Source organism: Streptococcus mitis (genome assembly GCF_002096925.1).
Taxonomy (GTDB): Bacteria; Bacillota; Bacilli; order Lactobacillales; family Streptococcaceae; genus Streptococcus; species Streptococcus mitis_AF.
On sequence record NZ_NCVN01000013.1, the window covers coordinates 31042 to 45698 of the forward strand.

Sequence of the window (14657 nt, forward strand, 5' to 3'; positions counted from 1 at the left end):
TTATGATGCGTAAACTAATTATTTTCTTACTAATGCTCTCTTTTTTAGGCTTGTGGTTAGAGTTGCATGTCTTAGTGAATAACTTGCCATTGAATTTAGAAATTCCCCTTGATTTTGTTATCAGTATGGGTCTTACTTTCTGTAGTTTGATTTTCTCAAAAATAGTTTTAGACCTACTATATGCATTGAAAGATGTATACAAGAAAGAAGGTCTTATTACAATTTTTCCTTTTATTTTTATAGGAAAGAAGAAAGTAAATTTGAGATTCTCACCCTATTTTTCATTCTACCGTAAAAGTTTGTCTACTGATGATTTGAAATCTAGAATTATATGGAGTTTTATTCTTGAGATAGCCATTATCGTAGCCTTTATTTTTAAAATGCCTATCGTCCTAATTGTGCTTATAACAATATTTTTTTGGAATATAATGGATATCAACCATCTCGTTTTTAATAAGACAGAATTTCTTTTCAATCAAAATAAATTTCAAAAAGAAGATTCGTTTGACAGGTATTTGACCAATACGTTAAAGGATAAAATACAAAAATCAGAGCTAAGTTATTCTGACTTAATGTGTATTCTGCTGTATGATGCGATTAACCAATCCACCTTTTTAACGGATAGCGAGATCTTTGAGGATATTTTGAAAAAAATCGAAGATTCTCAGAACACCCTTCTGTGTACAGGTCTAGCCGAGTTACTGATGTATGAAATTACTATTAGTAAAAATCATAACTGGCCAGAAAAGGTTAATCAAATTAGAGTGCAGCTTATTCAAATCAATCAGTTAGAGTTTTACTATTATACAAATTGGTTAAGGCAAAATTTTGATTTCTGTATGAATAGAGAATATGCCAAGATGAAGTCACGAAGGATATTGATTAGTAATAAGAAGATAATCTAGATTCATACTGTTCGTACAACAAATGAAATAATTTCAACTAATTAGGTTTGCAAATTTGTTCATCTATAGAATATGATTATGCAAAAAAGTATCTTATCTAGGTAATGAAGAGATGTGTCTCTTAATGAAGTATCATCTCTACACAAGGGATTGCTTTCTTTTTGGAGAAACGTTGCACTAAATGGAGCACTTACTTATTTTATGAGGATAGAAGATGATTCGACTAAGTGATAAAGTCAGAGTGGTCTTTTCTCTTTTAGGAGTAAGTTCCATATTGGTTAGTATGTATCTTATACCTTTTATTAAAACTGAGAATAAATTTTGGGAAATATTTTTATTTATATTAGGTGTATTGCTAATTGGAATTACGTTACTAAGTCATAAAAAAATTAAATTTTGGAAATAGCGTTAGTGAGAAGGACAGGATAATAGTATTATGATGGTTGTTTTAATTTTGATGGTTGTGGTATATCTGTATTATGTAATTACAGAGTATTTTCAGAATAGTTATATTGACTGTATACTATTTCTAACATTGCTGATTTCTCATTTGATATGGGATTACTATTTTTTGCCCATTGAAGTTTTAGTGGCATTAAGTGGAGTAAATTTGCTGTCAAGATTTTTCAAAAAAAAGAGAAGTCAATAGAGTTGTTAGTAGCTTGTTAGTGGATTATAAAGATGAAAGGTAAAATGGGGATATTTAAAATGAAACATTTTTTTGCAGGAATTGGTGAGATAAGATTTAGTAATTATCTATTGTCTCTATGTGTAGGACTAGCCCCTCTTTTTCATATCTATGTAATAGGCTCTGAAATGAATTTTGTGAAAATAGTGTTATCTATTTTGGGAATTATATTTGTTTGTATTTTAACTATTGCTCGAATTTATAGAAGATTTTTCTATAATAAAAATAAACTTGACTAGAATAGTATGGATTAGTTAATCAATTGGAACGATTATTCTTTATGATACTATACCACTTTTAAGTTTTTACATTAAACAACCGAATGAAGTGAAAGTTATTTATCCTAGAAAGGAAAACCTCAAATTGTCCTACAAATTTCTACTCTTCGACCTCGACCACACCTTGCTTGATTTTGATGCTGCTGAGGATGTGGCTTTGACGCAACTCCTAAAAGAAGAAGGGGTTGCAGATATTCAGGCCTATAAAGACTATTATGTTCCTATGAACAAGTCTCTCTGGAAGGACTTGGAGCAAAAGAAAATTAGTAAACAAGAGCTGGTTAACACGCGCTTTTCTCGTTTATTTGCTCATTTTGGACAGGAAAAAGACGGTAGTTTTCTAGCCCAGCGTTACCAATTTTACCTTGCCCAACAGGGGCAAACTTTTTCAGGTGCTCATGAACTTTTAGATAGCCTCATCGAGCGTGATTATGAGCTGTACGCTGCGACAAATGGCATTACTGCCATTCAGACAGGACGTTTGGCTCAATCGGGTCTGGCACCATATTTCAATCAAGTCTTTATCTCTGAACAGCTGCAAACACAAAAACCTGATGCTCTATTTTATGAAAAAATCGGTCAGCAGATTGCTGGCTTTAGCAAAGAAAAGACGCTGATGGTTGGAGATTCTCTAACCGCCGACATTCAAGGTGGCAATAACGCGGGGATTGACACGATTTGGTATAATCCTCATTACCTCGAAAATCCCACACAAGCCCAGCCGACTTACGAAGTCCATTCTTACCAAGACTTGCTGGATTATTTAGATAAACTGTAAAAAGTGGTTTAGAAAGCCACTTTTTGCTATAATAGAGGCAGTAAAAATGAAGGAGTCGGCTATGCAACACTCGTCTTGGCATGCTTTGATTAAGGCGCAATTACCTGAAGGTTATTTTGCGAAAATCAATCAGTTTATGGAGCAGGTCTATGCTCAGGGAACTGTTTATCCACCTAAGGAAAAGGTTTTTCAGGCTCTCTTGGCAACACAGCTTGAAGACGTTAAGGTGGTGATTCTAGGGCAAGATCCCTATCACGGACCAGGTCAAGCTCAGGGCTTGAGTTTTTCTGTACCTGACACTATCCCAGCTCCGCCTTCCTTGCAAAATATCTTGAAAGAATTGTCAGATGATATCGGGGGCAAGAAATCTCATGATTTGACAGCTTGGGCTGAACAAGGAGTCTTGCTTCTTAATGCTTGTTTTACGGTTCCTGCTGGACGGGCCAATGGTCATGCTGGTCAGATATGGGAGCCTTTTACGGATGCTGTGATTCAGGTGGTCAATCAACTAGAGAGACCAGTCGTTTTTGTACTCTGGGGAGCCTATGCACGTAAGAAGAAGGCCTTAGTTACCAATCCTCATCACTTGATTATCGAATCAGCCCATCCCAGTCCTTTATCAGTTTATAGAGGATTTTGGGGTTCCAAGCCTTTTTCCAAGGCCAATGCATTCTTAAAAGAGACAGGACAAGAGCCAATCGATTGGCTTAGATAAGGAGAGAATATGCCTCAGTTAGCGACGATTTGCTACATTGATAACGGGAAAGAACTGCTCATGCTTCATCGCAATAAAAAGCCAAATGATGTCCATGCGGGTAAATGGATTGGTGTGGGTGGTAAGCTAGAGAGAGGAGAGACCCCTCAGGAATGCGCGGCGCGTGAAATCCTCGAAGAGACGGGACTGAAAGCCAAGCCAGTTCTAAAAGGTGTTATCACTTTTCCTGAATTTACGCCAGATTTAGACTGGTACACCTATGTTTTTAAGGTGACGGAGTTCGAGGGTGACTTGATTGACTGCAACGAGGGAACGCTAGAATGGGTTCCCTATGATGAGGTTTTGAGCAAGCCAACTTGGGAAGGTGACCATACCTTTGTTGAGTGGCTTTTAGAGGATAAACCCTTCTTTTCAGCCAAGTTTGTTTATGATGGGGATAAATTGTTGGATACCCAAGTCGATTTCTATGAATAAAGGAGAAAGCAGATGCTACTAATTAAAAATGGTCGTGTAATGGATCCCAAGTCTGATTTGGATCAAGTGTGTGATGTCTTAGTTCAAGATGGGAAAATTATCAAAATTGCGCCTGAGATTAAAGAAGAAGGAGCAGAGATAATTGATGCTACTGGTCTTGTAGTTGCTCCTGGCTTGGTAGATATTCATGTTCATTTCCGTGAACCTGGTCAAACCCACAAGGAAGATATTCATACTGGTGCCCTAGCAGCCGCTGCAGGTGGTTTTACAACGGTTGTCATGATGGCTAATACCAGTCCAACCATTTCAGACGTGGAGACTTTGCAAGAAGTTCTCCAGTCAGCTGCTAAAGAGAAGATTAATGTTAAGACGGTTGCGACCATTACGAAGAACTTTAATGGGCAAGATTTGACTGACTTTAAGGCACTCTTAGCAGCTGGTGCGGTTGGTTTCTCTGATGACGGTATTCCGCTTGAAAGCAGTAAAGTTGTCAAGGAAGCCATGGAGGAAGCCAAAAAGCTTAATACCTTTATCAGCCTTCATGAGGAAGATCCAGGTTTGAATGGGATTCTTGGATTTAACGAAAATATTGCTAAAGAACATTTCCATATCTGCGGTGCGACTGGGGTAGCTGAGTATGCTATGATGGCGCGTGATGTCATGATTGCCTATGCAACCAAGGCCCATGTTCACATCCAGCATTTGTCTAAGGAAGAAAGTGTTAAAGTAGTTGAGTTTGCTCAGGGGCTAGGTGCGCAGGTCACAGCAGAAGTAGCACCACAGCATTTTTCTAAGACCGAAGCGCTCCTTTTGACACAAGGAAGCAATGCTAAGATGAATCCGCCACTTCGTTTGGAATCAGACCGTCGTGCCGTTATCGAAGGTCTCAAGTCAGGTGTTATCACAGTTATCGCGACAGACCACGCGCCTCACCATGCGGATGAAAAAAATGTCGAGGATATTACCAAAGCGCCATCTGGTATGACAGGTTTGGAAACATCTCTTTCTCTCGGCTTGACCTATTTGGTAGAAGCTGGTGAGTTAAGCCTGATGGAATTACTCGAAAAGATGACCTATAACCCAGCCAAGCTTTATAACTTTGAAGCAGGTTACTTGGCTGAGAATGGTCCAGCGGATATTACTATTTTTGATGCTAATGCTGACCGCCTTGTGGACTCCCATTTTGCTTCCAAAGCAGCTAATTCACCATTCATCGGTGAAACCTTAAAAGGGCAGGTTAAATATACCATCTGTAAGGGACAAATTGTCTATCAAAACTAGGTGGAAGTCTGCTCTGTAAACTAGAAAAATAGAGAGACTATATGTACCAAACCCATCATTTTAAAGATAAATTTATCTTATTTTTAAAGATATTTTTCCCTATCCTTATTTATCAATTTGCCAATTATTCTGCCTCCTTTGTTGATACGACTATGACAGGTCAATACAATACCATGGACTTGGCTGGTGTGTCTATGGCAACCAGTATCTGGAATCCTTTCTTCACATTCCTGACAGGGATTGTGTCAGCTCTGGTGCCTATCATTGGTCACCATCTTGGTCGAGGTAAAAAGGAAGAGGTTGCGTCTGATTTTTACCAGTTCATCTATCTGGCCTTGGGCCTATCCGTGGTCTTACTGGGGATGGTGCTTTTATTGGCACCACCAATCTTGAATCATATTGGACTAGAAGCACCGGTGGCAGCAGTAGCGGTTCGCTATCTCTGGTTTTTATCTATCGGAATTATCCCCCTGTTGCTTTTTAGTGTCATTCGTTCCTTGCTGGATTCGCTGGGCTTGACCAAGCTGTCCATGTACCTCATGCTTTTGTTACTCCCTCTCAATAGCGGATTTAACTATCTCTTGATTTACGGTGCCTTTGGAGTTCCAGAGCTGGGAGGTGCTGGTGCTGGTTTAGGAACATCCTTGGCCTACTGGGTCTTGCTGGGGATTTCTGTTTTGGTTCTATTTAAACAGGAGAAGCTCAAAGCCTTGCATTTTGAGAAATGCATTCCGCTTAATATGGATAAAATCAAGGAAGGAGTTCGCTTAGGTCTGCCTATTGGAGGAACTGTCTTCGCGGAAGTGGCTATCTTTTCTGTGGTTGGCTTGATTATGGCTAAGTTTTCGTCCTTGATTATCGCTAGTCATCAGTCAGCTATGAACTTTTCAAGTCTTATGTACGCCTTTCCTATGAGTATCTCATCGGCTATGGCTATTGTCGTTTCCTATGAAGTGGGAGCCAAGCGATTTGATGATGCGAAAACCTATATTGGTCTAGGAAGATGGACTGCCCTCATTTTTGCAGCCTTCACCTTAACCTTCCTTTACATTTTTAGGGGAAATGTGGCCAGTCTTTATGGGAACGACTCAGAATTTATCGATTTGACAGCGCGTTTTTTGACTTACAGCCTTTTCTTCCAGTTAGCAGATACCTTTGCGGCACCGCTTCAGGGAATTTTGAGGGGTTATAAGGATACCGTTATTCCTTTTTACCTTGGTTTGGTTGGTTATTGGGGCGTAGCAATCCCAGTGGCTATGGTCTTCGATTCACTAACAGATTTTGGAGCTTATTCTTACTGGATTGGCTTGATTATTAGTCTAATTGTGAGTGGGGCGCTATACCGTTGGCGTTTAACTGTGATTATGAAGAGATTTGAATCCAGAAAGCTTGATTTTTAGAATTCCTGCAAGCAAAAATATCCTTCCTTATCTGCATTATTTTTGCTATAGTTAAATTAGTAGTAGGCAAATGAGAATTTCAAAAATATAGAAACAATTGATATTCCACGCTACTTTACTGGTATCAGATATAAAGAAAAAGAAGTTGCTTATTTTTAGCAGCTTCTTTTCTTAATAATTATTTTACATAATTTATTTTATGTATTTTATAAACTATCTAGAGCATTCTTTTGTTCATCATTAACGATATGGGTATAGAGGTCAGTGACTTGTGTACTGGCATGTCCTAGCTGATGGCTGACCAAAACTTGCGATTTAGTCGCATCATAAAGCCTGGTTGCTAGCGTATGGCGCAGTTTATGGGGAGTTACACGGACTTTGAAGTCCTCAGAGTACTTAGCAACCATCTTTTCCACACTGGAAGCATCGATACGATTAGGAACACCTCTGTAGAGTGTCAAAAAAAGGGCTGTATCTGTTTTTTCTGTCTTATAGCGTTGATTACGAATGGCCAGATAATTCTCTAAATAAGACTTAGCAAAAGCAGCGACATTGACCGAGTCACGTTTTCCCCCTTTTCGAGTGACATCAATAACCATCATTTTGAGATTTAGATCCCTTAGATCCAGATTAACAGCTTCAGATAAGCGGACACCAGACGCCAAGAGAAGGGCAATAATGGCCAAATCACGTTCTTTATTTTTGTTGAATGATGAGAGAGCGCGATTTGAAAGTTGTTGTGGATACTCTTGGTCAATATAAGTTAGAAAACCTTCTGTTTCATTACCTAAAAAGAGTTTTTGCTTGATGTTTTCAGCTCTGGCAGCAAGCGTTTCTTTCTTTTTCTTTGTTGAAACTTTCTTCATTACATTACGATAAAAATAAGGCTCTCCCTGATCGTTTTCAACTTCCTCAGTCAAATACTTATAAAGACTAGAAAGTGCTGACAAAGTCCTATTGATGGTTGTCTGAGAAACTCCTTGCTTGGTTGTATTAGCATTCAGCAAAGGACGTTCACGTAGGTAAAGGATAAAGGATTCCATGTCTTTCTTAGACATATTTTCCAAGACAGATAAAGAAATATCAGATATTTTATCGGCGTTTGAGATACCAGACTCTAAAACCCAGCTGAAAAATCGATCATATTCCTTGAGGTATTCGTACAAGGTTGTAAAACTGTAAGGAACAGCAAGCTTAGATTGATAGTATTCCAGAACATACCAGGGCATGATTTGTTTTAGTTTGTCGATTCGTTCCAGTAAAATCTCACGTTTCATGTATTTTCTCCGTAAATAAGTCTACTAGTAGTATAGCATAGACTTATTTATTTTTCAAGAAAATTATAGTTTTTCGGAAAGATGTAGCAAGAAACTTAAAACAGTAGTCCAACTTTTTTATAAAAGTTTTAATAACCAAAACATAACTAAAAATTTTTTTCGTTCAAAATTGCCTAAAATGTACCTTATCAAAGTAAAAACTGGAATTTTTTCAAATGTACACTGTAACAAAAGTGAAATTCAAAACCTTATTAAATCAATGTTTTTAGGCTTGCAAGGGGTTTAAAAGGGGCTGATTTTGTACATTACGCATCTAAGCTACTGAATCAAAAAATGTACTTTATCTTGCCTTAAAATAAAGTACATTTCAATTATAAAGTACATTTTTCAAAGAGTGTACATTACGTCTTAAACTCAGTCGCATCAAAGGTTTATCCACTGTCTAAGGAAAAGTACAAAAATTTCCAGTTTTCAAAACTTCCACTTAAAATGTACACTATTAGAGTGAGGACTGAAATTTCTTCATTTGTATATTTTGATAGAAATGATTCTGTATGTGAAAAAGAAAAAACATTCCACTAACACTGAAAATGTAGATATTGCATCTATACTCTATAACTACAAAAAAGTCTCAATATTATTGAGACTTTTCATTTAACTATTCTTAATACAGGACCTTTTTGTGACAATTGATAATTATCATTAATTGAAATATCTAATGATTTTTCTAACTCATCTTTGGGTAGAGATAAGTTAGAAATTAGTTCATTTTTTTGTAAAATATCATTACTGATAATTAAGTCAAATACTTTACGGTAAAGACTAGGTTTCTCAAGAGTCAATTCATTGTCCAAAGGCTCACGCTTCTTCCATTTATTAAAGCCAATTTTCCTAAACAAATATAATTTTTGATCATCATTGATTAACTCTAACTGATAAGTTCTCATAATCATTGATTGAATAGAAACTTTCCAATATTTTTTTAACTCAATATAAAAGTCTAAATTAGTAGATAACAAAGATTTTAAAAAACCATTCTCAGGTAACAATAAACAAGAAGCAAAATAGTTTGCCTGATTCTCAATAATATTCTTTAATTCCTGAGAGGTATAGTCGTGAATACTTTCAATATCTCCATGAAGTAAAATATGACCTAATTCATGTGCAATATTAAAACGACGACGTACAGCAGATTCTCCATTATCTGTCAGCATGATATACGGTCTGTCTTCAATCCATTCTGACACTGCATCCAATTTGTCATCAGACATATTGGACTCAACAACAATAATACCATTAACTTCTGCAATCTCAGTGAGATTAGAAATTGGTATATCTTTACCTAATCCCCATAGTTCTCTTAATTCTTTAGCTTTTTCCTCAATATCGTTATTAGTAATATCGTAAATAGTTTTCGTTAAAATGTCAGGTAGAGTTAATTCAGGAAAATTAACATACTGAGACAGCAAATCATAAATTTCCTTTTGAAATTCTAACCTGACAGCTTGCATATCCCTTGCTCTTTTAGTAGCCGCAGATTGACTACGAAAAAAAGTGGCCCCTTCGTAAAACCTTTTAGGTTCAGAAGTAAAATAGGTGTATGGAAAATCTAGTTCAGCAACAATTGTCATTAACTTACTTGCTCCTGGATGTGTTTTCCCTAATTCATAATTAGAAATCATTTGTCTAGATATTCCTGTTCGTTCAGCCAATTCTTTTTTAGTTAATCCTCTGGCTATTCTAGCCTTTGTTAATTTAGAGGGACTAAATATTCCTTGTTCCATTTACTTCTCTCCTAAGAAGCTCTTCTGACAGCTCCGTTAAAGTCAAATCTAGTTTCTTTTGAGTGGTCTGCTCTTGGTCTTTCGAGGCAACAATCCGCTGGGCATTCATAATATCTACTTTCTCAATCCATTGCTCTGTATCAACATTTGGCAAACCCAGCTGAACAAATTGCAGGTGATGATTCTTTCCGCCGTATGTTAAGAGGAGAAACGGTGGGTTATCAGCATCATAATGCTTATTGATATCCTCTTGGGTTGTAAAAAGATCAAATTGTTTATTTTTCACACTAGCCACACTTCTGTGAAGAGCTTTTTTTGGCATTGTTTTTATACTTCTGGTTTTTACTGGAGAAATAATGGCTCCTTTTGTTTCAATCATCGTATAAGTATAGCCGTTCACTTTATTATTCACTGCAGATAACATTTGCACATCTGTTCTCATTGATGAATCTTCTAAAACTAATCGCAGCGCTACATCGACTAATGCTTGTCGGATATGCCCATAAGTCTTTCGCATTTCTGGGTGTCGCAATACTGGTGTGGTATCAATGAGTTCCCACAAAAAGCGATAGGCCTCCTTAATACTGTATGCTAATTCACCGGCTAATCGTGGGTCACACTCTGCTTCTAAATGAGTTCTTAAAATTCCCATCTTATCTCCTAACTATTAACTTTATTCATGTCATGTTAATAGTTTACCTTTTTTTTAAAAAAATGTCAACACAAAAACATACTAAGAATAGTAGGTAGAAAATTTCTGACGGGAAAATTACGCACTACTTTTTTTGGGGCAAAGTAAAGGTGTCTTTTTAAATCAAGAGGTTTTTCCAAAATATCCATTTACTATTTAATATTTAGTATTCCCATCGATACAAACCTTATACAATATTCTTTTTTAAAATAATGTACAAACATAAATAAAGTACTTTTTTCAATATATGTATTTTATGTTTCTATCCCAGTATTATCAAGGCTTTAGACTATGTAAGGTCAATTGTTCATAAATTTTTAGTTTTTTCATAACATGTTATAACTAAAAAATTTTTTCGACAAAAATTGTCTATAATGTACTTTATTCCTGAGAAACTAACACAAAGATTTGGTTCTTTTTTCATAAGAACCAAATCTTTGTGTTTGATATGAATCTACTAGAAATTTTTCAAAGTCATTCTTATAATTCAATTTCTCTAAAAAATTTCAATTGCCATTTTTGTGTTGATTGAGCCGTTGTATTTAAATTTGTGCACCAAGGCGGATAAAATCGCATGGACATTTTTTCTTTGCTGTTTTTTGTTGAGAGAATTTTCTTACAAATAGCAACTTCGTTTGGAATAATAAATAGCCCCTTTTTATCATTATCGATGACAACGATAACAAGTTCAGTTCCCAAATCTTCATTGGTATAAGGAGTGTTCATGTTATTTTTGTCTTTTTTCCAAAAAACTGTAAAATATCCTTCTTTTTTCGGTGTTCTTTTTGCTAAGCGGCATCTTTTATATCCTTGCTCATCCTTTATTTTGATAAGAATACCTTCGTATTTTTCATTCCACTTTTCTTTAATGAATTCAAAATCACCATAAAACTCATATAGAACATCTAGTATTTTCATTATGATGTATGTCCTCCCTTATCAAAATCAACAAAATATTCTTGATACATTTATTACATAATAAAAATTATGTAAAAATATTTTTGATCTACAACAACAAATCTTTGACTTTCCCAATTTCACTTTTTGGAATCACCAGGTGAATCATATCACCGAGATACATTCTGGTTGAGCCGTTAACGGTTTGGCTTTTACCGTTATGAACTTGGGTTGTAATAAGGACGTTGTGTGGTAAGTTGAGTTCGTGAACTTGTTTTCCTGCTATTTTATCTGAAACAGGAATTTCAATAAGTGTGACTTCTCCTTCATCTGACGCTTCTTCAGGTAGCATTTTTTCCAACATAGCCTCATAGACTGGTGCACCCTTGAGTAAATCCATGATGATGTAGGCAACTAGGGTTACCAGTCCGAGTGGCATGAGGTTGCGAATATCTCCTACCATCTCAGTTACGAGTATCATGGCAGTTAAGGGAGCCTTTGATATTGCTCCAAAGTATCCACTCATTCCCAGAATGACAAATATAGGAAATTGTTCCTGACTGATAAGTCCAATATTCACACAAATGACACCAACTAGGGCACCGAGTAAGGAACCAAGCGCTAAAATTGGTAGAAAAATTCCTCCTGGAAGGCCACTTCCATAGCTAATCATGCTCCAAACAAAGCGAATCAAAAAGTAAGCTAATAGAACTTGGAAACTAAAATTTTGCTCAGTTAGGGAAAGAACAAGCTGATTTCCACCACCAAGAATTTGTGGCAAGAAGATCCCGACCGGTATGATGAGAATGAAAGCCAGAATTGGATAATATGCTCTATCTAAATGGATTTTTTGTCCAACCCAATCATAAACTCTACCGACATTGAGTACAGCTTTCTCATAGAGAAAACCAGATAGTCCAAGAAAAACTCCCATAAGGAGGTAAATCCAATACTGGTCTAGGGTCATGAGTGGTATATTGTCTGGCATATCCAGTACGGGTGTTAGGCCAAATATGAGAAGAGAAACAAAATTTGCTACGAGACTTGCTGCTAGAGTTGAGACCCAGAAAAAGCGTGAAAAATGGTGATAAACTTCTTCTACGACAAAGAGAAGTCCAGCAATTGGTGCATTAAAGGCTGCGGCTAGCCCTGCGGCAGCTCCACTGGCAATCAGAGAGCGTTCCTCTACTGGACTGGATTTGAGCCATTTAGCAATACCTTTACCACCAACCGCTCCGAGTTGAATACTTGGCCCTTCACGCCCCAGCATAAGGCCACTTGCAATAGCAAGAATTCCTAGAATATATTTTTTCCAAAGAACTCCCCACCAGTTGAGAGTCATCAATCCCTTTAATTCGGCTTCGACTTGAGGAATTCCTGAGCCTTTGATATCTTTTTCTGATCGAGTTAATTTCGCACTGAGCCAACAAACTGTTAAATAAAATAGACCAATGATAAAAAGATTGCGCACTAGGTGCGCTTGATCTTGATAAAGTCCTTGTATCAGGTGAAAGCCTTTTTCAATTAAAAACCGAAAAGATCCAACGATGATCCCAACGACAAGACCGACGATGATTCCTCGTCCAACTTGGGATAATATGGTACTCGAGGCAAAGGCAAATTCTTTCTTGGAACTAAGTGTTTCTGACTGTTCCTCCATAATCATTCCTTCTAACTTAACTTTCTTTTTCTCCTAAAACCAGTGATTTAACGGGTTCAAAGCTGGTTCGGTGAATTGGGGTAACTCCTAGTTTTGTGAGGCCTTCCAGGTGTTTAGCTGTTCCATATCCTGCATTAGTAGCGAAATCATAGCCAGGGAACTGCTGATCGTATTCCTTCATCAATTCATCACGTGTCACCTTGGCTACTATAGAAGCCGCTGCAATCGAGAGGGAATTGGCATCTCCTTTGATGATGGAAGTTTGTGAAATGGGTAAATCCAGTTTCATGGCATCTATCAAGAGATGCTCAGGTTGAGGACTAAGCTGGGAGATTGCTTCCTTCATGGCCAGTTTGGTTGCTTCATAGATATTGACTTGGTCGATGACCTGATTATCCATGATACCAATGCCGATTGATAAGGCTTGATCTTGAACGGCTTGATAAATTTCTAGATGTTTCTTTTTAGGAATTTTCTTGCTGTCGTTGAGGCCTCTAATCTTACAATTTTTAGGCAAAATAACGGCTGCAGCAACTACTGGCCCAGCCAGAGGACCTCGACCAACCTCATCAACACCTGCTATCAAAGTCAATCCTTGCTTGTAAAGTTCTTTTTCGTAGGAAAGCATGGATTCTAAACGAAGATCCTCAACCAATTCTGCCTGAATAGCTTTTTTACGTTTGCTGATTTCTTTTTGAACTCCTGAGCGATTATCCTTTTCAAGATCTAAAAAAATAGGGCTTTCTAACTCCTTGACCGTTGCAAGGAGTTCTTTGATTTCTTTAATCGTCGCCATCGAGGTCATCCAATGTATCTAAGGTGTAGTTACCGAGTTTGCCATCACGGACTTCCTTTACGAAGAGACTGTAAAAACGGTCATAGTCGTCACGGAAACCGAGGGCACGGGTCATATCCATAATGATAACAGGCGCTTCTTCCTCAATTTTCATTTGTTTGAAGCGTTCAGCCAGCTTTTCTGGATAATGTTCTTTGAAATAATTGAGACCAAAAATGGTTACCTCATCCATAGGAAGCAACTGGTCTTTAATAGCACCTGTTAGCGCCAACTTAAGTGCAACAGTTTCATCCTCAAACTTAGGCCAGAGAATCCCTGGTGTGTCTAGGATTTCAAGGTCTTTATTGGTTTTGAGCCATTGTTGTCCCTTGGTCACACCTGGTTTATTGCCGACAACGGCAATTTTTTTACCAGCCAAACGGTTCATGAGAGTTGATTTACCAGCATTTGGAATCCCGATAATCATGGTACGCAAGGTTTCAATTTTAATCCCACGTTCTCTCTGGCGAGCAATCTTATCAGCCATGAGCTTTTTGGCCGCATCTGTTACAACTTTTACAGTCACTTGCTCTTTGGAGTTAATAGCCAGAGTCTGGATTCCTTGTGATTCAAAATACTGACGCCATTCTTTGGTCATTGCTGGATCAGCCAAGTCTGTCTTGTTTAAAATCAAGAGTTTTGGTTTGTCACCAACAATCTTGGTCAACATAGGATTTTGACTAGATAGAGGTAAGCGTGCATCCACCAAAATCGTCACAAAATCAACAAATTTTAAATTCTCCTGCACTTGTCGACGAGCTTTAGACATGTGACCAGGAAACCATTGAATAGTAGCCATAATATATCTCCTTCGGATTGAAAAAATTGTAAAAACGTTTTCTTTCTTATCCTCTATTCTATCATAAATTATTCTTTTTTGCATAAGCTTTTGTCTAGAAAAGCTATTTTATTATGTGACTATTAGTCCGTCTCGCTCCGTTAGGTGAGAGACAAAAAAACCACCCGCTATGCGGGTGCGCGTCGAAGGTTATAC

15 protein-coding genes are annotated in these 14657 nt (G+C 37.3%); 8 read left to right on the top strand and 7 right to left on the bottom strand.

Going from position 1 to position 14657, the window contains the following annotated elements:
- Positions 1 to 2: 2 nt before the first annotated feature.
- The 8 genes from B7692_RS03775 (at position 3) to pdrM (ending at position 6519) form a co-directional block, all read left to right on the top strand.
- Positions 3 to 905 (top strand): hypothetical protein, encoded by a 903-nt coding sequence (locus tag B7692_RS03775; RefSeq protein ID WP_084929953.1) that lies wholly within the window; start codon positions 3 to 5, stop codon positions 903 to 905.
- A gap of 436 nt (positions 906 to 1341) precedes the next feature.
- Positions 1342 to 1554 carry a hypothetical protein gene (locus B7692_RS11205; protein WP_033628842.1) on the top strand — a complete coding sequence of 71 codons (213 nt, stop codon included), beginning with the start codon at positions 1342 to 1344 and terminating at the stop codon, positions 1552 to 1554.
- Between the two features lie 59 nt (positions 1555 to 1613).
- Entirely contained in the window at positions 1614 to 1832 is a 219-nt protein-coding gene (locus B7692_RS11210) for a hypothetical protein (protein WP_045612552.1), read from the top strand.
- Positions 1833 to 1956: 124 nt separating this feature from the next.
- Positions 1957 to 2649: a pyrimidine 5'-nucleotidase PynA gene (gene pynA / locus B7692_RS03795; protein WP_000120621.1), complete on the top strand. Its 693-nt coding sequence runs from the start codon at positions 1957 to 1959 to the stop codon at positions 2647 to 2649.
- A gap of 61 nt (positions 2650 to 2710) precedes the next feature.
- Positions 2711 to 3364 (top strand): uracil-DNA glycosylase, encoded by a 654-nt coding sequence (locus tag B7692_RS03800; protein WP_084929955.1) that lies wholly within the window; start codon positions 2711 to 2713, stop codon positions 3362 to 3364.
- A gap of 9 nt (positions 3365 to 3373) precedes the next feature.
- Positions 3374 to 3838: an NUDIX hydrolase gene (locus tag B7692_RS03805; RefSeq protein WP_001135756.1), complete on the top strand. Its 465-nt coding sequence runs from the start codon at positions 3374 to 3376 to the stop codon at positions 3836 to 3838.
- 12 nt (positions 3839 to 3850) lie between these two features.
- Positions 3851 to 5119 (top strand): dihydroorotase, encoded by a 1269-nt coding sequence (locus B7692_RS03810; RefSeq protein WP_084929956.1) that lies wholly within the window; start codon positions 3851 to 3853, stop codon positions 5117 to 5119.
- A 41-nt stretch (positions 5120 to 5160) separates the two neighbouring features.
- Positions 5161 to 6519, top strand: coding sequence for a sodium-coupled multidrug efflux MATE transporter PdrM (gene pdrM / locus B7692_RS03815; RefSeq protein WP_084926369.1), 1359 nt, complete (start codon positions 5161 to 5163; stop codon positions 6517 to 6519).
- Positions 6520 to 6725: 206 nt separating this feature from the next.
- On the opposite strand, the gene xerS is transcribed toward pdrM, so the two are convergent.
- The 7 genes from xerS to ylqF form a co-directional block, all read right to left on the bottom strand.
- Positions 6726 to 7796 (bottom strand): tyrosine recombinase XerS, encoded by a 1071-nt coding sequence (gene xerS, locus B7692_RS03820; protein WP_084929957.1) that lies wholly within the window; start codon positions 7794 to 7796, stop codon positions 6726 to 6728.
- A gap of 650 nt (positions 7797 to 8446) precedes the next feature.
- On the bottom strand, positions 8447 to 9580 hold the full coding sequence (locus tag B7692_RS03825) for a helix-turn-helix domain-containing protein (RefSeq protein ID WP_084926367.1): 1134 nt from the start codon (positions 9578 to 9580) through the stop codon (positions 8447 to 8449).
- Positions 9561 to 10232 (bottom strand): hypothetical protein, encoded by a 672-nt coding sequence (locus tag B7692_RS03830; protein ID WP_084926366.1) that lies wholly within the window; start codon positions 10230 to 10232, stop codon positions 9561 to 9563. The genes B7692_RS03825 and B7692_RS03830 overlap by 20 nt, the downstream gene beginning before the upstream one ends.
- Positions 10233 to 10751: 519 nt before the next feature.
- Complete coding sequence (locus tag B7692_RS03835; protein ID WP_084926365.1) at positions 10752 to 11189, bottom strand: MepB family protein; 438 nt, start codon at positions 11187 to 11189, stop codon at positions 10752 to 10754.
- 88 nt (positions 11190 to 11277) lie between these two features.
- On the bottom strand, positions 11278 to 12828 hold the full coding sequence (locus B7692_RS03840; RefSeq protein WP_084929958.1) for a ClC family H(+)/Cl(-) exchange transporter: 1551 nt from the start codon (positions 12826 to 12828) through the stop codon (positions 11278 to 11280).
- A 16-nt stretch (positions 12829 to 12844) separates the two neighbouring features.
- A complete protein-coding gene (locus tag B7692_RS03845) occupies positions 12845 to 13624 on the bottom strand; it encodes a ribonuclease HII (protein WP_084929959.1) in 780 nt (259 codons plus the stop codon).
- Positions 13611 to 14462, bottom strand: coding sequence for a ribosome biogenesis GTPase YlqF (ylqF, locus tag B7692_RS03850; RefSeq protein ID WP_084929960.1), 852 nt, complete (start codon positions 14460 to 14462; stop codon positions 13611 to 13613). Before ylqF ends, B7692_RS03845 begins: the two co-directional genes overlap by 14 nt.
- Positions 14463 to 14657 lie beyond the last annotated feature (195 nt).